Raw genomic sequence first — 17,022 nt, 5'->3', positions numbered from 1 at the left:
TGATAGGTGTTACATGGCAGGCGCAAAAGAGATTCGCAGTAAGATTGCGAGCATCAAAAGCACGCAAAAGATTACCAGCGCCATGGAAAAAGTGGCGGTCAGCAAAATGCGCAAGGCACAAATGCGCATGGCTGCTAGCCGTCCTTACGCGGAGCGCATCCGCCAGGTTATTGGCCATCTGGCCAACGCCAACCCGGAATATCGCCACCCATTCATGATCGACCGTGAAGTAAAGCGCGTCGGTTACGTTGTGGTGAGCAGTGACCGTGGTCTGTGTGGTGGCTTGAACACCAACCTGTTCAAGGCCCTGGTCAAGGACATGGCGGTAAACCGCGAAAACGGCGTCGAGATTGATCTGTGTGTAGTGGGTAGCAAGGGTGCGGCTTTCTTCCGCAACTTCGGCGGTAACGTCGTTGCAGCTATCAGCCACCTGGGTGAAGAGCCGTCGATCAATGATTTGATCGGCAGCGTCAAGGTGATGCTGGATGCCTACCTGGACGGCCGTATTGACCGCTTGTCCGTGGTGTCCAACAAGTTCATCAACACCATGACGCAACAGCCTACCGTGGAGCAGTTGATTCCACTGGTGGCAACCGCAGATCAAGAACTCAAGCACCACTGGGATTATCTGTACGAACCGGACGCCAAAGAGCTGCTTGACGGCTTGATGGTCCGCTACGTGGAGTCGCAGGTCTACCAGGCGGTGGTCGAGAACAACGCGGCTGAACAAGCTGCGCGGATGATCGCGATGAAGAACGCTACCGACAACGCCGGTGATTTGATCAGCGATTTGCAGCTGGTCTACAACAAGGCGCGTCAGGCTGCGATCACCCAAGAGATCTCGGAAATCGTCGGCGGCGCTGCCGCGGTTTAACGGTTCAAATATTCAGAGGATCCAGCTATGAGTAGCGGACGTATCGTTCAAATCATCGGCGCCGTTATCGACGTGGAATTTCCACGCGACAGCGTACCGAGCATCTACAACGCGCTGACAGTTCAAAGCGCGGCCGGGACCACCCTGGAAGTTCAGCAGCAGCTGGGCGACGGCGTGGTTCGTACCATTGCGATGGGTTCCACCGAAGGCTTGAAGCGCGGTCTGGACGTCATCGACTCCGGCGCAGCCATCTCCGTACCAGTCGGTAAAGCGACCTTGGGCCGGATCATGGACGTTCTGGGTAACCCGATTGACGAAGCTGGCCCGATCGACACCGAAGAGCGCTGGGGCATTCACCGTCCTGCGCCATCCTTCGCTGAACAAGCGGGCGGCAACGACCTGCTGGAAACCGGCATCAAGGTTATCGACCTGGTTTGCCCGTTCGCCAAGGGTGGTAAAGTCGGTCTGTTCGGTGGTGCCGGTGTAGGCAAAACCGTAAACATGATGGAACTGATCCGTAACATCGCCATCGAGCACAGCGGTTATTCCGTGTTCGCCGGTGTGGGTGAGCGTACTCGTGAGGGTAACGACTTCTACCACGAGATGAAGGATTCCAACGTTCTGGACAAAGTGGCACTGGTTTACGGTCAGATGAACGAGCCGCCGGGTAACCGTCTGCGCGTAGCACTGACCGGTCTGACCATGGCCGAGAAGTTCCGTGACGAAGGTAACGACGTTCTGCTGTTCGTCGACAACATCTATCGTTACACCCTGGCCGGTACTGAAGTATCCGCACTGCTGGGCCGTATGCCTTCGGCAGTAGGTTACCAGCCGACCCTGGCTGAAGAGATGGGCGTTCTGCAAGAACGTATCACTTCGACCAAGGAAGGTTCGATCACTTCGATCCAAGCGGTATACGTACCTGCGGATGACTTGACTGACCCGTCGCCAGCGACCACCTTCGCCCACTTGGACGCCACCGTCGTTCTGTCCCGTGACATCGCTTCCCTGGGTATCTACCCGGCGGTCGATCCACTCGACTCGACTTCGCGCCAGCTGGACCCGAACGTAATCGGCCAGGACCACTACGACACCGCTCGCGGCGTACAGTATGTTCTGCAGCGTTACAAAGAACTGAAGGACATCATTGCGATCCTGGGTATGGACGAGCTGTCGGAAGCCGACAAGCAGTTGGTAAACCGTGCTCGTAAGATCCAGCGTTTCTTGTCGCAGCCGTTCTTCGTGGCTGAAGTCTTCACCGGTGCTTCGGGTAAATACGTTTCCCTGAAAGACACCATTGCTGGCTTCAAAGGCATCCTCAACGGTGACTACGACCACCTGCCAGAACAAGCGTTCTACATGGTCGGCGGCATCGAAGAAGCGATCGAGAAAGCCAAGAAACTGTAATCCCGGCGCCCGGCAACGGGCGCTAATTTAGGTTGAGGCAATCAGATGGCTATGACAGTCCATTGCGATATCGTCAGCGCGGAAGGGGAAATCTTTTCCGGCCTGGTCGAGATGGTGGTTGCGCACGGTGCACTGGGTGATCTTGGTATCGCCTTGGGTCACGCGCCGCTGATCACTAATCTCAAGCCGGGTCCTATCCGCTTGATCAAGCAGGGCGGGGAAGAGGAGGTGTATTACATCTCCGGCGGTTTCCTCGAGGTTCAGCCGAACATGGTCAAGGTTCTTGCCGACACTGTGCAACGTGCTGCCGACCTGGACGAAGCCTCCGCTCAGGAAGCCGTTAAGGCTGCCGAGAAGGCCTTGCATGAGCGAGGCGCGGAATTCGATTACGGTTCTGCTGCCGCACGTCTGGCCGAGGCTGCAGCTCAGCTGCGCACCGTCCAGCAGATCCGCAAGAAGTTCGGCCATTAATTCGGCCGTCGACTTATTGTGTGATTGATTAAAAAGGGTAGCCTCGGCTACCCTTTTTTCTTTTCTGACTTTCATCACCCGGTCGCAGCCGCTGACCTCCCAGGATTAGTAGCCTGTCATGTCTCTTGAAATCGTTATCCTCGCTGCCGGCCAAGGCACGCGCATGCGTTCGGCTTTGCCGAAAGTTCTGCACCCGGTTGCCGGTAATTCAATGCTTGGCCATGTTATCCACACGGCGCGGCAACTTGATCCGCAACGTATCCATGTGGTGATCGGCCATGGTGCCGAAGCGGTGCGCGAGCGTCTGGCGGCCGATGACCTGAATTTCGTCCTGCAGGATCAACAGCTGGGTACCGGACATGCGGTGGCCCAGGCTGTGCCGTTCATTAAGTCCGACACCGTGCTGATTCTGTACGGCGACGTACCGTTGATCGAAGTCGAAACCCTGCAACGCTTGCTCAAGCTGGCTGCACCGCAGCAACTGGGCCTGTTGACCGTTGAGCTGGATGACCCGACTGGTTATGGCCGCATCGTCCGCGATGCCGCCGGCAAAGTTACCGCCATCGTCGAGCATAAAGACACCAACGACGTCGAGCGTGCGATCACTGAGGGCAATACCGGCATTCTGGCGCTACCTTTCGAACGTCTGGGCGATTGGGTGAGTCGTCTCTCCAATAACAATTCCCAAGGCGAGTACTACCTGACCGACGTGATCGCCATGGCGGTCAGTGATGGTCTGGTGGTGGCTACCGAACACCCCCATGACACCATGGAAGTGCAGGGCGCCAACGATCGCAAACAACTGGCTGAGCTTGAGCGTCACTATCAGTTGCGCACGGCTCGTCATTTGATGGCTCAAGGCGTGACCCTGCGTGACCCGGCGCGTTTCGATGTGCGGGGTGAGGTCACCGTTGGTCGCGATGTGTTGATCGACATCAACGTGATCCTTGAAGGCAAAGTTGTCATCGAGGACGACGTGGTGATCGGTCCGAACTGCGTGATCAAGGACAGCACCCTGCGCAAAGGCGTAGTGATCAAAGCCAACAGCCATATCGAAGGCGCAATACTCGGTGAAGGCAGCGATGCCGGCCCGTTCGCTCGTTTGCGTCCCGGCACGGTGCTGGAAGCTCGCGCGCATGTGGGTAACTTCGTTGAACTGAAGAACGCTCATCTGGGCGAAGGCGCCAAGGCCGGTCATCTGACGTATCTGGGCGACGCCGAGATCGGTGCGCGCACCAACATCGGCGCAGGCACCATCACCTGCAACTACGATGGCGCGAACAAGTGGAAAACCGTGTTGGGCGAAGATGTATTCATCGGTTCCAACAACTCGTTGGTGGCGCCTGTGGATATCTCAGCGGGTGCGACCACAGCGGCCGGTTCGACCATTACCCAGAATGTGGATAAGGCTCAGTTGGCTGTGGGTCGGGCTCGGCAGAAGAACATCGATGGCTGGAAACGGCCGGATAAGATCAAGAAGAGCTGAGTTATCCACAGCGCATGATGTGGCGCTCATGAGATCGCTTTCGCGGGCAAGTCGGATCGCCGCACCTCTCGCTCCTACGGAATATCACCGTCCGTAGGAGCGAGGCTTGCCCGCGATGCTTTTTATCCACAGATCATTTTTATTGTGTCCCGCTTGACGAAGTTTCGTTAATAGGTTTTGATTGCTTACGTTATCTTTCGAATCGAAACTTACCAAGCCATGTCGAAGCGCAATACGCCCCAACGCCGCCACAACATCCTCGCCTTGCTCAATGAGCAGGGGGAAGTCAGTGTGGATGAGCTGGCCAAGCGCTTCGAAACCTCGGAAGTTACGATTCGCAAGGACTTGGCGGCGCTTGAAAGCAACGGCCTATTGCTGCGTCGCTATGGGGGGGCGGTCACCATGCCTCAGGAGCTGGTCGCCGACCTCGGCCAACCGGTTTCCAAATACAAGCAGGCCATTGCCCGCGCCGCCGTCACGCGAATCCGCGAGCATGCGCGAATCATCATCGACAGCGGCAGTACCACCGCCGCGATGATCCCGGAACTCGGTCAGCAACCGGGTCTGGTGGTGATGACTAACTCCCTGTATGTCGCCAACGCTTTGAGCGAACTCGAGCATGAGCCGGTGCTGCTCATGACCGGGGGTACCTGGGATCCGCATTCCGAGTCCTTCCAGGGTCAGGTGGCCGAGCAAGTACTACGCTCATATGACTTTGATCAGCTATTTATCGGTGCCGATGGCATTGATCTGGTACGCGGGACCACCACCTTCAATGAATTGCTGGGCTTGAGCCGTGTCATGGCCGAGGTTGCCCGCGAAGTGATTGTGATGGTCGAGGCCGACAAGATCGGTCGCAAAATTCCCAATCTGGAGCTGCCGTGGAGCAGCGTCCATACCCTCATCACCGATGATCGCCTGCCACTGGAGGCACGCGATCAGATTCAGGCCCGCGGCATTAATTTGATTTGCGCCGCCGTCAGTCAGGAGAACTAGCATGTGTGGAATTGTCGGTGCAGTCGCAGAACGTAACATTACCGCCATCCTGCTCGAAGGCCTCAAGCGGCTGGAATACCGTGGTTATGACAGCGCCGGTGTGGCGGTGTACACCAACGACGAGAAACTCTTGCGCACGCGTCGTCCGGGCAAGGTCAGCGAACTGGAACAGGCGCTGATCGAAGAGCCTCTGGTCGGCCGTCTGGGCATTGCCCACACCCGCTGGGCGACTCACGGCGCGCCCTGCGAACGCAACGCCCACCCGCATTTTTCGGGCGATCTGGCGGTGGTGCACAACGGCATCATCGAGAACCATGAAGCCCTGCGCGAGCAACTCAAGGCTCTGGGTCACGTGTTCACGTCGGACACTGACACTGAAGTCATCGCGCATTTGCTGCACGAAAAACTCAATGAGCAGCCTGACCTGGCTGCGGCCCTGAAAGCGACCGTCAAAGAACTGCACGGTGCTTACGGCTTGGCGGTGATCAGTGCCCGGCAACCGGATCGCCTGGTGGCGGCCCGCAGTGGCAGCCCACTGGTGATCGGTTTGGGCCTGGGTGAAAACTTCCTGGCCTCCGATCAATTGGCTCTGCGCCAGGTCACTGACCGCTTCATGTACCTGGAAGAAGGCGATATCGCCGAAATTCGCCGCGACAGCGTGCAGATCTGGGACATCAACGGCGCACTCGTCGAGCGTGAAAGCGTTCAGTACCGTGACGGGGCCGAAGCGGCTGACAAGGGCGAATTCCGCCATTACATGCTCAAGGAAATTCACGAGCAACCGGCCGTGGTGCAGCGCACCCTTGAAGGTCGCCTGAGCCAGAACCAGGTGCTGGTCGAGGCGTTCGGCCCAGGAGCTGCCGAGCTGTTCGCCAAGGTGCGCAATGTACAGATCGTCGCCTGCGGCACCAGCTATCACGCCGGCATGGTTGCCCGTTACTGGCTCGAAGAACTGGCTGGCATCCCATGTCAGGTCGAAGTCGCCAGCGAATTCCGTTATCGCAAGGTAGTGGTGCAGCCGAATACCCTGTTTGTGAGCATCTCCCAGTCAGGTGAAACCGCCGACACTCTGGCCGCGCTGCGCAATGCCAAGGAGCTGGGATTCCTCGCCAGCCTGGCGATCTGCAACGTCGGCATCAGCTCTCTGGTACGTGAATCGGACTTGACGCTGCTGACCCAGGCCGGTCGCGAAATCGGTGTAGCCTCGACCAAAGCCTTCACCACTCAACTGGTTGGCCTGCTGTTGCTGACCCTGTCTCTGGGTCAGGTTCGCGGTACGTTGGCTGAAGGTGTCGAAGCCACACTGGTTGAAGAACTGCGTCGCCTGCCGACCCGTTTGGGCGAAGCCCTAGCCATGGACAGCACCGTGGAGAAAATCGCCGAGCTGTTCGCCGAGAAGAACCACACGCTGTTCCTCGGTCGCGGCGCGCAATTCCCGGTGGCAATGGAAGGAGCACTCAAGCTCAAGGAAATCTCCTATATCCACGCGGAAGCCTATCCGGCGGGCGAACTGAAACATGGCCCGTTGGCGCTTGTGGATAACGACATGCCGGTGGTCACCGTGGCGCCGAACAACGAGTTGCTGGAGAAGCTGAAGTCCAACCTCCAGGAAGTCCGCGCTCGTGGTGGTGAGCTGATCGTCTTCGCCGACGAGCAGGCTGGCATGACCAATGGCGAAGGCACTCATGTCGTCCAGATGCCGCACATCCACGACATCCTGTCGCCGATCCTCTACACCATCCCGCTGCAGCTGCTCTCGTACTACGTCGCCGTGCTGAAAGGCACTGACGTTGACCAGCCGCGTAACTTGGCGAAGTCGGTGACTGTGGAATAAGTTATCCACAAGCAATGAAATGAATGAAAAGACCGCAGCTTTGGCTGCGGTCTTTTTTTGTTTGAAAAAGGCCAGCTATTTCAAGTCCACCAATACCGCACAAGATGAAAGAAGATCGGTGCCGCAAAACACACTGAATCCAGTCGATCCAGCATCCCGCCGTGGCCTTCGATCATGTGCCCCCAATCCTTCACGCCGCGATCACGCTTGATTGCCGACATCACGATGCCGCCGGCAAACCCCAGCAGGTTGATCAGCAGCGCAATCAAGAACGACTGCCACGGGCTGAACGGGGTGGTCCACCACAAGGCCGCGCCAATCAGCGAGGACAGCAAAACGCCGCCGACAAAGCCTTCAACGGTTTTCGACGGTGACAGACTGGGCGCGATTTTGTGTTTGCCGAACAATTTGCCGCATACGTACTGCAGCACGTCCGACAGCTGCACCACGATCACCAGATACGCGATCAGCAGCAGGTTGCGGCCTTCATAACCGACGATGTCCAGGGTCAGCAGGGCGGGCACGAACGACACGCAGAACACCGCGATCATCAAACCCCATTGCACTTTCGACGCCCGCTCGAGGAAGTGCGTGCTGTCGCCGCCGAGAGACGCAAGGATCGGCAGCAGCAAAAACACGTACACCGGAATAAAGATCGAGAACAGTCCGTACCAATCAGAATAGATCAGCAGATATTGCAGCGGCAATGCCAGGTAAAACGCTGCCACCAGCGCCGGGTAGTCGCTGCGTCGGGTGGGCATGAGGGTGAGGAATTCGCGTAGCGCATAGAACGATACCGCGTAGAACAACAGAATCACCGCGCCGGTGCCTAGCCAAAAGGCGACGCCGATCACCACCACCATTACCCACCAGGCATTGATGCGGGCGTTGAGGTTTTCGATGACTGCATTGGGCGTGCCCCGGGTGCGCAGTTTGAGGATCAGGCCAATCAGTGAGGCCAGCACCAGGATCATGCCGATCCCGCCGAACAGCATCAGGGTTTGTCTATCCATGTCAGGAATGCTCCGGGGCGAGGGCCAGCAGTGCGTCGCGGCTGCGTGAAAGGAACTGCTCCTTGCTCTCGTCTTCAGTCAGTTGCAGGGGCGCGCCGAAACTGGTGGTACACAACAGCGGCAGTGGCAGCACTCGGCCCTTGGGCATGACCCGGTTGAGGTTGGCGATCCACACCGGAATCACCTGGACCTGTGGGTAACTTTTTGCCAAGTGGTACAGGCCGCTTTTGAACGGCAGCAAACCCTCTTCCAGATTGCGCGTGCCTTCGGGAAAGATGATTAATGAATCACCCTTCTCCAGGGCGTCGAGCATGGGCTGCAATGGGTTATCCACAGGGTCCTTGCGCTCGCGGTCGATCAGCACGCCGTTGAACACCCGGCTGATGATGTAACGGCGTAACGCGCTCTTGTTCCAATAGTCGCTGCCGGCCACCGGTCGCGTAAGTTTGCGCAGGGTGGAAGGGAGCGAGGCCCAGAGCAGCACGAAGTCGCCGTGGCTGCTGTGGTTGGCAAAATAAATGCGCTGCACGGGTTCCGGCGCGCAACCCATCCACAGGCTGCGGGCGCCAGTAACGGTTCGGGCCATGGAGGTGATGAGGAAGGCGACCACAGGTTCGAACATTAACGATTTCCTTATCCAGCGAAGGGCAGCCAAGGGCTGGCCAGAATGACAGCCAATGGTGGCAGCACTTGGGCGACCAGCAGGACAGCCTGTTTACGCAGCAGTTTAAGCCCCCCACGCTGACGTTCGATCCAGGGCCGGCCGGCACGGTTGGCCGGTTGCAGGCCGAGGTTTTGCAGGGCCTGATCGAGGGCTTGAGTGCGGTCTGACAAAGTGTCAGCGTCGCGGGCCATCAGGGTAAACAGGTCAGCGTCGAAGGCCACCCGCAGCGCCCAGTATTTTTGCCATAGCCCGAGGATGATCAGCCAGGCGCTGAGGATCAAGAACGGCGCAGTCGGGGTGATCAGCAGCAGTTGCAGCAGGCCGAACAACACACCCAGCAAGGTCAGCCCTGTGGATAACTGATCGAGGGTGCGGCCCCGGCGCAGCAGGCTGGCGACCACGTGCAGTTCCATATCAACCGGCATAGGCACTCTCCAGGGCTTGGCGATGGGCCGGATGCAGCACCACTTGCGGGCGTGCGGCCTGGATCATCGCCACGGCGGCATCGACGGTGGTCGCTCGACCGCTGTGCAGCAACCAGGCCGCGATAGCAGTGGCGCTGCGTGAATAGCCCAAAGCGCAGCAGACCAGCAATGGACCTTGCTGGCGCAGATGTTCAATGGCCTGAGCGGCAGCGAGGCATTGCTCAGCGCTGGGCGCGGTCAGGTCGAGTATCGGAACGCTTTGATAGGCGCGGCCTCTCGGGTTGAGCGGCAGCTCAGCGCATAGATCAACCACCGCTTTGAACGGCGCCAACTGCTCAGCGTCGGGAAGCCTGCCGAGCCAAACGTTATCCACAACCTCATTGGGCTGTGGATGCTTGCGAGTCCAAAGCCGTGAGTTGATCCACGCCGCTGCCACGTAAGGCGCAAATAACCAACGGGCGGCCGGGCTAAGGCGGCCGTCGGCACGTTTCTGAAAACCGGCGGCGTCCAGCAGCGTGTAGTTGAGCGCCACCAACAGCAACGCCACGGCGGGCCAGATCAGCCACAGCCATCCGCCGCCCAGGCCAAAGGCTGGAATGGCGAATATCGCCGCACCGATGCCATAACGCAGGGCCAGGCGCCAGCGTTTCGGGTCCTTGGCCAACCGCAGACTACTCAAGGGGCTGGGCCGGTCCAGCGGCCACAACCACACGCACAGCCAGCCGGCGAGGGCGCCTGTGGGTAAGTCGATAAAGTGATGTTGATAAGTGGTCAGCACCGAAATCCCGATCAATGCGAACCAGCCGTGCACCAGCCAGCGCCACAGGCCTTGCGTGTGCCGTTGGTACATCACCCACAAAATCACCAGCAGGGCGATGTGCAGCGACGGTGCCTGATTGAACGGCTTGTCGAACCCGGCCAGCACCGCGAACAGCCAGCCGAACACTCCGTCCAGTTCAGGCCGTTCGAAGGTGAAGCGCAGCGGCCATAACAGGAAACAACTGACTGAGATCACTTGAGCACTCAGCAGGCGCAAGGCGTGGCGCTTGAGTTCATGGCGACTGTCGGGCAGCACCAGCGAAAAACCGTACAGCAGATCAATCGTCCAGTAGGGGACGATGGTCCAGGCCCAGAAGGGCATGGCGGTTTCCCAATCGAAAACGAAGGTGTCGACATCGCTGCGCTGGGCCGTGACCCACGTGGCAAAGCCGTAGCTGGCAAAAAACAGCGGTGCCAGCACCAGCAACCAGAGCACGGCGGGTTTCAGCAAACCCGGCTCTCTCGGGGCAGCCCCCATCATTGCACCCGTTGCGCGAGGGACACGGTGAAGATCCCCCATTCATCCACTCGCTGGGTGATTTTACGAAAACCCGCTGCTTCCACCAGTTGATCCATTTCCGCCTGGCTGCGCCGACGCATCACCCAAGCCTGGCCTTGACGGTGACTGGTGAGGGCGCGGGCGATCAGTTCCAGTTGCGGGTGCCAGGGCTGACCGGTGTAGACCAGATAGCCACCGGGCTCCACGGCCTCGGCCAGGCCCGCCAGAGAGCCGCCGACCAGTGCATTGTCGGCAAACAGTTCATACAACCCGGATACCACCGCCAGCGTCGGCTTTGGGTCCAGTGCCGCCAGGTCGGCGCGGTCGAACGCGTCGCCTTTCACGAACTGCGCGATGTCTCCAAGGCCCTTATCGCGAATCAGCGCACCACCGTCACGTACATTGATGTCGCTGTAATCGCGCAACAGTATCGATTCCGGTAGCGGGCTGACGCCTTGCAAGGCTTCGAGAATATAGCGGCCGTGACCGGCGGCGATGTCGACGATGCGCACCGGTCGGCCTTCTTCGCGCAGCTTGGCCATGGTCAGGCGCAGCAACTCTTCGACATTGAGTTTGCGCTGGCGAATGCCGCGCCAGCCGATGGAGTTCAGGTAGTTCTGATCAATCATCCGCCCGAGCCCGCCCTTGCCGGTGGGCTGGTTGCGGTACACGTAGTCCAGGGTGCTGCCGGAGTCGAAACCAGTGTCGAAGCCCAGCTTCACCCCGTCAGACAGCCGGCTGCCCAGGCGCATGCTGGCGCGGGTCATGCGCCAATACAGGTCGCGCAACGAGTTGTGCGGCAGCGGGGCGGCGAGGGATTCGGATTCGGCGCAGGTCAGGCCGATCTTGTCGGCATCAAGCAACGAGGCCCGGTCCAGCGGGTATTCAAAGTTTTGCAGGATAAAGCGTTTGGCGCTGGCTACGGCCACGGCGCGATCACGTTCCCCAAGTGTGTCGTGGAAGAAGCCCGGGAGAATGTGTTTTTCCTTTTTCAGGCTGCCCAGACGTTCGAAAAACTGTTCCTGGGGTTTGCGGTGGACCACAAAATCCGAGCCGGAAATCAGCAGCTGGGTCGGCACTTGAATCGCCTGCGCATTGGCCACCACACGGTCGGCGGCTTCATACAAGCCGAGCAGCACATTCACCGAAATCGCCTTGGTGATCAGCGGATCGCTGTCGTAGGAGGCGACGCGTTCCGGGTCGTGGCTGAGGAACTTGGCCTTGACGTAGCTGTTGACGAAAAAGTTGCCGCGAAACGTGCGCATCAGCGCCAGGCCCGGACGGGCGAAAGGTACGTAGAGCTTGACCTTGAATGCGGGCGACGCGAGCACCAGCGAGCGGATACGCGGTGCATAGTCGTGGACCCAGGTCGAGGCAATCACCGCGCCGACACTCTGGGCGATCACGGCCATGTTCTCTTCGTCGATCTGGTGGGTCGCGTTCAGATGATCGCAAAACGTCTGCACGTCACGCACGCTGGTGGCGAAACTCGGGCTGTCGCCGCGAGCGCCCGGCGACTGACCATGGCCGCGCGCGTCCCAGGCAAAGAAGTCGAACGCTGGCAGGTCCAGTTCATCCACCAGATGGGCGATGCGCCCCGAGTGTTCATGGCCGCGATGAAACAGCAGTACAGCCTTGCGCGGTTCGCCCGGATTACCCGCCGTGGCCGGCCAATGGCGGTAGAACAATTCAACGCCGTCGTGGGTAGTGAAGGTCTGATTCTGAGTTTCACGCATTGCACTTTCCTTATGCTTGGGGAGCCTTACGCTGAGGCCTTATGCCGAGGGAGCGTTTTCCTGCACTTCTTTCAGGCCCAGACGGACCCGGTTGACCAAGGTGTAAGCCAGCAGGACGGCGACCACCGCAAACACAACGTTAATCCACAACGCGCTGATCCAGCCGATGGCAATGCCGGTGGCCAAGACGCCGAGTACAAACGCGCGATCGCTCTTGCCCATCGGGCCGTCATAACGCCGCGATGCGCCGACCATCGGCCCGAGGACGCCACTGTACTCGCTGAACAATGCCAGCAGCGTGACCAACAGCACAATCAACACACTCACGTCGGGAATCAGGGCAAAAGGCAGGATCAGCGCGCTGTCGGCAACGATATCGCACAGTTCATTAAGGTAGGCGCCGAGGCGCGATTGCTGGCCGAATTCCCGGGCCAGCATGCCGTCGATAGCGTTCAGCGCCATCCGCAGGATCATCCACACGGGAATCAGCAGAAATACCCACAGGTGATTGGCGAAACAGGCAATCCCGACGCCCGTCACGACCGAAATGACGCCGGCCAGCACGGTGATTTGATTGGCGGTGGTGCCGTTATCGAACAGGCGCTGAACCAGCGGTCGCAACAGATTCTGGAAGGCGGGTTTAAGTTGGTAGATGGAGGGCATCTGGATACGGTCTCAGCAATTGAAAGCGTGAACGTTCAGGGTTATACGTCACAATAATCAGAATGCCAGTAAAACTGCACGGCTCATCCTCTTCCAGCGATATCCAGGTCCAATCGGGAACTGTCGGCCTCGCGTTTTTCAGTGCTCAGGAGTTAACCCATGGACCGCTTCCAGGAAATGCAGGTCTTCGCCACCGTCGCCCAGGAGCAAGGCTTCTCGGCAGCGGCGCGGCGGTTGGGGATGTCGGCGGCTAGCGTCACCCGGGCAGTGGCGGCGCTTGAACGGCGCATTGGCACTCAGTTGCTGACACGTACCACCCGCAGCGTGCATTTGAGCGAGGTGGGTCAGCGTTATCTGGAGGACTGTCGGAGAATTCTCAGCGAGGTGCAGGAAGCCGAGGATTCGGCAGCCGGGAGCCACGCCCAACCTCGTGGGCAACTGACGATCACGGCGCCGGTATTGTTCGGCGATTTGTTCGTCACGCCGGTCATGGTCGGTTACCTGACTCAATTCCCTGAAGTCAGCATCAACGCTCTACTGGTCGACCGGGTGGTGAGCATGGTCGAGGAGGGCATCGATGTGGCTGTGCGCATCGGTGAGTTGCCGGACAGCAATCAGCATGCAATTCGTGTGGGCGAAGTGCGGCGGGTGATCTGCGCTTCCCCTGGCTTCCTGACTGACCGTGGTCGGCCTAGGCATCCTGCAGATTTGAGCGCAGCCCCGATCATCGCCACCTCGTCCATCGGTCAGCACAGAAGCTGGCCGTTCCTTGACGGGGGAGAGCCGATCAGCGTTCGTCCGGAACCGCGTCTGGTGGTCACCGCCAATCAGGCGGCTATTACTGCCGCCGCCATGGGACTGGGACTGACCCGAGTGCTGTCGTATCAAGTGGCGAGCAAAGTCGCCGCCGGTGAGCTGGAAATCGTTCTGGCTGACTTCGAACTGCCGCCATTGCCCATTCATGTGGTCTACCAGGGTGGGCGCAAAGCCCCGGTGCGGGTCCGTAGTTTTGTGGACTTCGCGGTGAAGGTACTGCGCGAACACCCAGCCCTGCACGACTGAGGGTTATTGCACTGGGTGAAATAATTGATTGCGTTTGCTGGTTATTCTGTTGTTTTGGTTGCGGATGGAAGATAGCCCCCTATCGGCGCTGATCTTTCCTGAATGGCGCCACTACCCAGCGGAGTCGACCATGCAAGCCATCAAACTCTACAATTTCCCCCGCTCTGGCCATGCTCACCGTGTGGAGCTGATGCTGTCGCTGTTGCAACTGCCGACCGAGCTGATCTTCGTCGATTTGGCCAAGGGCGCGCACAAGCAAGCGGATTTTCTGGCGCTCAACCCGTTCGGTCAGGTTCCGGTGATTGATGATCAAGGCGTGGTGCTGGCCGACTCCAACGCGATCCTGGTCTACCTGGCGTTGAAATACGGCAACGGCCACTGGCTGCCAACCGATCCGGTCGGGGCAGCCAAGGTTCAGCGTTGGTTGTCGGTCGCCGCCGGGCCGATTGCCTTTGGCCCTGGCAGGGCAAGACTAATTACCGTGTTTGGTGCGCCTTACAACGCGCAAGAGGTGATCGCTTACTCCCACACCTGGCTCAAAGTGATTGATCAGGAATTGGGCGCAACGCCCTATCTGGTCGGTAGCGAGCCGACCATCGCCGACATTGCCGCGTACAGCTACATCGCCCATGCACCCGAAGGCAATGTGTCGCTGGACGACTACGCCAACATCCGTGCCTGGCTGGCGCGGATTGAAGCCTTGCCAGGATTTGTCGGCATGCCGCGCACCGTCGCCGGTTTGCAAAAAACTGCCTGATGCTCACGGCCCGATTCAGTCGGGCCGTTCTTATTGCGCGAGGAGCGCAGGGGAGAAGCCGTTATGGAACGTTCACCTTGGCACGCAGGCGAGAAACAGTTGCAGGCTCACGTGGGTGTCGTCGAGCGAATGGACGCATTAGGTCGTAGGGTGATTCGCAGCGAGATGCCGGATCAGCACCGCGCGTTCTATCAGCAACTGCCGTTCATGCTGTACGGCGCGGTGGATGCTGACGGCAACCCTTGGGCCAGCATTCTTGAAGGAGCGCCGGGCTTTGCCCATTCTCCAGAGCCCACGCTGTTGCAGTTCGGCAGCCTGCCTGGCAGCGACGACCCTGCGCAATTGCAAGAGGGAGCGGCGATCGGTCTGCTCGGTATCGAACTGCACACCCGACGTCGCAACCGCCTCAATGGTCGAGTCGGCGCTGTGACGGCGAGCGGCTTCGAGGTGAAGGTGGAGCAGTCTTTCGGCAATTGCCCGCAATACATTCAATTGCGCCAGTTTCGCTCGGTGCCATTGGCGGATCCGGCGACCCGTATTGCGCAGCACCTCAATGGGCTGGATGACGCGGCCAAAGCCATGATCACCGGCGCCGATACCTTCTTTGTCGCCAGTTATGTGGACGTCGATGGCCAGCGCTCGGTGGACGTTTCTCACCGGGGTGGTCAGGCCGGTTTCGTCCATGTAGAGGGCAATCGCCTGACCATTCCGGACTTCGCCGGCAATCTGTTCTTCAACACCCTGGGCAACCTGCTGATCAATCCTCGAGCCGGTTTGCTGTTCATCGATTTCGATTCGGGCGATCTGCTGCAGCTCAGCGGTCGCACGCAAATCATCCTCGAAGGCCCGCAGGTCGAAGCCTTTCAAGGGGCCGAGCGGCTGTGGACATTCGAAGTGGAGCGCGTGGTGCGGCGGCCCGCGGCACTGGCCTTGCGCTGGCGCTTTGACGGCGTGTCACCCACCAGTTTGCTGACCGGCACCTGGGCGCAGGCGAACGCACGCCTGCAAGCCCAGGCCCTGGGGGATCGCTGGCGGCCGCTGCGCGTGACGCGCATCGAACAGGAAAGCCACAACATTCGTTCGATTTATCTGGAGCCTGCCGATGGCGCCGGGTTACCGGTGTTTCAGGCCGGGCAACATTTGCCTTTGCGGTTCAATCTTGGCGGCGAAATACATATCCGGACTTACAGCCTGTCGAGTGCACCGTCCGACGATTTTTTCCGCATTAGCGTTAAGCGTGACGGGGTGGTGTCATCGCATCTGCATGAACAGATCCAGGTGGGAGATCTGCTGGAAGCCCGTGCGCCTCAGGGGCATTTCACCGTGGCCCCCAATGAGCGTCGGCCGCTGGTGCTATTGGCCGCCGGCGTCGGCATCACGCCGCTGCTGTCGATGGTGCGTGAGGTTGTTTATCAAGGCCTGCGCACGCGGCGCATCCGTCCTACGTGGTTCTTTCAGAGTTCGCGGACTTTGGCGGATCAGCCGTTTCGTCCTGAGCTGGATCGCTTGCTCGACGGCCTCGGTGACGCGGTGCGCGTGCTGCGTTTGCTCAGCCAGCCGGAACCCGACGCCCGCGAGGGTGAAGATTACGACCTGACAGGGCGCATAGACGCCGATTTGCTCAAGACGATTCTCGAGGTGGAAGACTACGACCAAGTGGATTTTGTCCTGTGTGGCCCGGGAAGTTTTACCCAGGGGCTGTACGACCGTCTGCGGGATCTGGACATCCGCGACTCAAGGATTCATGCCGAAACCTTTGGGCCGTCGACGCTGCGTCGCAAGCCTGATCCGGACGCCGTGGTCATCGAGCAACCACCGGCCGCCACCGTTTCGGTACCAGTCGTGTTCCAGCGCTCGGCCAAAGAGGCGCGTTGGCAGCCGGACGGCGGCAGTTTGCTGGAGCTGGCGGAGAGTCGTGGCCTGCGCCCGGAATTCAGTTGCCGCGGCGGTTCGTGCGGGACCTGCAAGACCCGCCTGATCAGCGGAGAGGTGAATTATCCACAGCCCCCTGCGGAGGTTCCGGACGCTGGAGAGGTGCTGATTTGTTGTGCGGTGCCGGCGCAGGGTTCGCGGCCTTTGGTGTTGGATCTGTAACTGAACCAGACAACACAGAAAATCCCCTGTGGGAGCGGGCTTGCTCGCGAAAGCGGTGTGTCAGACAACTTCCATGTTGAATGTTAAACAGCCTTCGCGAGCAAGCCCGCTCCCACATTTGATCTCGGCTGGCCTGAAAACATTTGCGAATATCCTACAGATTTGGCTGTTCTGAAGGACGATTCCGACAAGTTCTAGCGGTTGTCGTGTCAGAAGTCGGGG

At 59.5% G+C, this 17,022-nt stretch carries 15 protein-coding genes; 9 read left to right on the top strand and 6 right to left on the bottom strand.

What is annotated here, in order from left to right; genetic code table 11:
- Positions 1–13: 13 nt before the first annotated feature.
- From atpG to glmS, 6 genes are all read left to right on the top strand, one after another.
- Positions 14–874 (top strand): F0F1 ATP synthase subunit gamma, encoded by an 861-nt coding sequence (gene atpG, locus KVG95_RS15065; protein WP_052966018.1) that lies wholly within the window; start codon positions 14–16, stop codon positions 872–874.
- Between the two features lie 27 nt (positions 875–901).
- Complete coding sequence (atpD, locus tag KVG95_RS15060; RefSeq protein ID WP_038980433.1) at positions 902–2,281, top strand: F0F1 ATP synthase subunit beta; 1,380 nt, start codon at positions 902–904, stop codon at positions 2,279–2,281.
- Between the two features lie 45 nt (positions 2,282–2,326).
- On the top strand, positions 2,327–2,752 hold the full coding sequence (locus tag KVG95_RS15055; RefSeq protein ID WP_010465460.1) for a F0F1 ATP synthase subunit epsilon: 426 nt from the start codon (positions 2,327–2,329) through the stop codon (positions 2,750–2,752).
- A 118-nt stretch (positions 2,753–2,870) separates the two neighbouring features.
- Positions 2,871–4,238 carry a bifunctional UDP-N-acetylglucosamine diphosphorylase/glucosamine-1-phosphate N-acetyltransferase GlmU gene (glmU, locus tag KVG95_RS15050; RefSeq protein WP_217856987.1) on the top strand — a complete coding sequence of 456 codons (1,368 nt, stop codon included), beginning with the start codon at positions 2,871–2,873 and terminating at the stop codon, positions 4,236–4,238.
- Between the two features lie 219 nt (positions 4,239–4,457).
- Positions 4,458–5,234 carry a DeoR/GlpR family DNA-binding transcription regulator gene (locus KVG95_RS15045; RefSeq protein ID WP_217856986.1) on the top strand — a complete coding sequence of 259 codons (777 nt, stop codon included), beginning with the start codon at positions 4,458–4,460 and terminating at the stop codon, positions 5,232–5,234.
- Position 5,235: 1 nt separating this feature from the next.
- Entirely contained in the window at positions 5,236–7,068 is a 1,833-nt protein-coding gene (gene glmS, locus KVG95_RS15040) for a glutamine--fructose-6-phosphate transaminase (isomerizing) (RefSeq protein ID WP_217856985.1), read from the top strand.
- Between the two features lie 80 nt (positions 7,069–7,148).
- Here glmS and KVG95_RS15035 read toward each other — a convergent pair whose 3' ends face one another.
- The 6 genes from KVG95_RS15035 to KVG95_RS15010 are packed head-to-tail and all read right to left on the bottom strand — an operon-like array spanning position 7,149 to position 12,887.
- The gene (locus KVG95_RS15035) at positions 7,149–8,081 is read right to left on the bottom strand and encodes a phosphatidate cytidylyltransferase (protein ID WP_201061092.1); all 933 of its coding nucleotides are present in this window, start codon (positions 8,079–8,081) and stop codon (positions 7,149–7,151) included.
- A 1-nt stretch (position 8,082) separates the two neighbouring features.
- Positions 8,083–8,703, bottom strand: a complete 621-nt coding sequence (locus KVG95_RS15030; protein ID WP_217856984.1) for a lysophospholipid acyltransferase family protein — start codon at positions 8,701–8,703, stop codon at positions 8,083–8,085.
- 11 nt (positions 8,704–8,714) lie between these two features.
- Positions 8,715–9,170, bottom strand: a complete 456-nt coding sequence (locus KVG95_RS15025) for a hypothetical protein (protein ID WP_217856983.1) — start codon at positions 9,168–9,170, stop codon at positions 8,715–8,717.
- The gene (locus tag KVG95_RS15020; RefSeq protein WP_217856982.1) at positions 9,160–10,470 is read right to left on the bottom strand and encodes a phosphatase PAP2/dual specificity phosphatase family protein; all 1,311 of its coding nucleotides are present in this window, start codon (positions 10,468–10,470) and stop codon (positions 9,160–9,162) included. The genes KVG95_RS15025 and KVG95_RS15020 overlap by 11 nt, the downstream gene beginning before the upstream one ends.
- Complete coding sequence (locus KVG95_RS15015) at positions 10,467–12,224, bottom strand: bifunctional alpha/beta hydrolase/class I SAM-dependent methyltransferase (RefSeq protein ID WP_217856981.1); 1,758 nt, start codon at positions 12,222–12,224, stop codon at positions 10,467–10,469. Before KVG95_RS15015 ends, KVG95_RS15020 begins: the two co-directional genes overlap by 4 nt.
- 39 nt (positions 12,225–12,263) lie before the next feature.
- Positions 12,264–12,887, bottom strand: coding sequence for a CDP-alcohol phosphatidyltransferase family protein (locus KVG95_RS15010; protein WP_123720110.1), 624 nt, complete (start codon positions 12,885–12,887; stop codon positions 12,264–12,266).
- 159 nt (positions 12,888–13,046) lie between these two features.
- Between KVG95_RS15010 and KVG95_RS15005 the strand changes: the two genes are divergently transcribed.
- From KVG95_RS15005 to KVG95_RS14995, 3 genes are all read left to right on the top strand, one after another.
- Positions 13,047–13,949, top strand: a complete 903-nt coding sequence (locus tag KVG95_RS15005) for a LysR family transcriptional regulator (protein WP_217856980.1) — start codon at positions 13,047–13,049, stop codon at positions 13,947–13,949.
- A 130-nt stretch (positions 13,950–14,079) separates the two neighbouring features.
- On the top strand, positions 14,080–14,706 hold the full coding sequence (locus tag KVG95_RS15000; protein ID WP_217856979.1) for a glutathione S-transferase family protein: 627 nt from the start codon (positions 14,080–14,082) through the stop codon (positions 14,704–14,706).
- Positions 14,707–14,769: 63 nt separating this feature from the next.
- Positions 14,770–16,800, top strand: a complete 2,031-nt coding sequence (locus tag KVG95_RS14995; protein WP_217856978.1) for a pyridoxamine 5'-phosphate oxidase family protein — start codon at positions 14,770–14,772, stop codon at positions 16,798–16,800.
- The last annotated feature ends 222 nt before the right edge of the window (positions 16,801–17,022 follow it).

The organism is Pseudomonas farris (assembly GCF_019145235.1).
Lineage (GTDB): Bacteria > Pseudomonadota > Gammaproteobacteria > Pseudomonadales > Pseudomonadaceae > Aquipseudomonas > Aquipseudomonas farris.
Note: the sequence above shows the minus strand (reverse complement) of the source record. Positions and strands in the feature narration are given on the sequence as shown.

Bases quoted from the DNA above. Each gene is read 5' to 3' on its own strand.
- atpG (WP_052966018.1), top strand. From the start codon at position 14: ATGGCAGGCGCAAAAGAGATTCGCAGTAAGATTGCGAGCATCAAAAGC.
- atpD (WP_038980433.1), top strand. From the start codon at position 902: ATGAGTAGCGGACGTATCGTTCAAATCATCGGCGCCGTTATCGACGTG.
- KVG95_RS15055 (WP_010465460.1), top strand. From the start codon at position 2,327: ATGGCTATGACAGTCCATTGCGATATCGTCAGCGCGGAAGGGGAAATC.
- glmU (WP_217856987.1), top strand. From the start codon at position 2,871: ATGTCTCTTGAAATCGTTATCCTCGCTGCCGGCCAAGGCACGCGCATG.
- KVG95_RS15045 (WP_217856986.1), top strand. From the start codon at position 4,458: ATGTCGAAGCGCAATACGCCCCAACGCCGCCACAACATCCTCGCCTTG.
- glmS (WP_217856985.1), top strand. From the start codon at position 5,236: ATGTGTGGAATTGTCGGTGCAGTCGCAGAACGTAACATTACCGCCATC.
- KVG95_RS15035 (WP_201061092.1), bottom strand. From the start codon at position 8,081: ATGGATAGACAAACCCTGATGCTGTTCGGCGGGATCGGCATGATCCTG.
- KVG95_RS15030 (WP_217856984.1), bottom strand. From the start codon at position 8,703: ATGTTCGAACCTGTGGTCGCCTTCCTCATCACCTCCATGGCCCGAACC.
- KVG95_RS15025 (WP_217856983.1), bottom strand. From the start codon at position 9,170: ATGCCGGTTGATATGGAACTGCACGTGGTCGCCAGCCTGCTGCGCCGG.
- KVG95_RS15020 (WP_217856982.1), bottom strand. From the start codon at position 10,470: ATGATGGGGGCTGCCCCGAGAGAGCCGGGTTTGCTGAAACCCGCCGTG.
- KVG95_RS15015 (WP_217856981.1), bottom strand. From the start codon at position 12,224: ATGCGTGAAACTCAGAATCAGACCTTCACTACCCACGACGGCGTTGAA.
- KVG95_RS15010 (WP_123720110.1), bottom strand. From the start codon at position 12,887: ATGCCCTCCATCTACCAACTTAAACCCGCCTTCCAGAATCTGTTGCGA.
- KVG95_RS15005 (WP_217856980.1), top strand. From the start codon at position 13,047: ATGGACCGCTTCCAGGAAATGCAGGTCTTCGCCACCGTCGCCCAGGAG.
- KVG95_RS15000 (WP_217856979.1), top strand. From the start codon at position 14,080: ATGCAAGCCATCAAACTCTACAATTTCCCCCGCTCTGGCCATGCTCAC.
- KVG95_RS14995 (WP_217856978.1), top strand. From the start codon at position 14,770: ATGGAACGTTCACCTTGGCACGCAGGCGAGAAACAGTTGCAGGCTCAC.